An 830-nucleotide genomic window follows, 5' to 3' on the forward strand; every position below is an offset into this window, starting at 1 on the left:
CTGGGCAGGTGTTCGACGTAGCCAGCCACAAGGATTGGATACTTTTCTTCGACGAAGCTGACGCCTTGTTCGGCAAGCGCACGCAGGCCACGACCTCAAACGACCGCCATGCCAACCAGCAGACCGGTTATCTGTTGCAACGGATAGAGGATTTCCCAGGCACGGTGATTCTGGCGACCAACCTCAAGGCCAACATGGACGAGGCGTTCACGCGGCGATTTCAGTCGATGATCCACTTCAGCATGCCGGGAGCGGCACAGCGTTTGCAACTTTGGAAGAATGCATTCGATGGCGTGTGCGAACTCGCCCCCGAGGTCAATCTCGACAAGATCGCCCGGGAACACGAACTGGCCGGCGGCGCAATCATCAATGTGCTGCGCCACTGCGCCTTACGGGCAATTCACGAGAAACGGCGACAGGTGTCGTTGGCCGATGTGGCAGAAGGCATCAGGCGGGAATTGCGAAAGGACAATTTGTCGGTGAACATCCAATAAGACGAGACCGCAGGCCGGACGCCAGAAAGCAGAAAGGTGTGAGATGAGCCAATACGCGCAACTTGAACGGAAGAGCACGCAACAAGGGGGCACATCGGCCGTCACCCAGGGCAGGGCGGTGCTGGAAGATCAGCGTGCAGAGGGATCGATTGTTTAGAACTCATTTCATCAATAGACGTGAGATGCGTTCTGCCCAGAAGGGAGCGGCCCGTTAGGGCGAATTGCTGCGTTACGAATTTGGGTCAAGACGCCCAGTCTTGACCCAAATTCGCGCCTTGCACTTCATCCCAAACGGACTCGCTCGCACTCACGTCTATTGATGAAATGAGTTCTAGT

General features: G+C 56.3%; 1 protein-coding gene. It reads left to right on the plus strand.

Features of this window, described 5'->3' with window-relative positions:
* On the plus strand, nt 1-494 hold a 494-nt coding region (locus I5W_RS23980; RefSeq protein WP_044531133.1), incomplete at its 5' end, for an ATP-binding protein.
* Nucleotides 495-830 lie beyond the last annotated feature (336 nt).

The sequence above is a fragment of the Herbaspirillum sp. B65 genome (assembly GCF_000333555.1).
Lineage (GTDB): Bacteria > Pseudomonadota > Gammaproteobacteria > Burkholderiales > Burkholderiaceae_D > Herbaspirillum > Herbaspirillum rubrisubalbicans.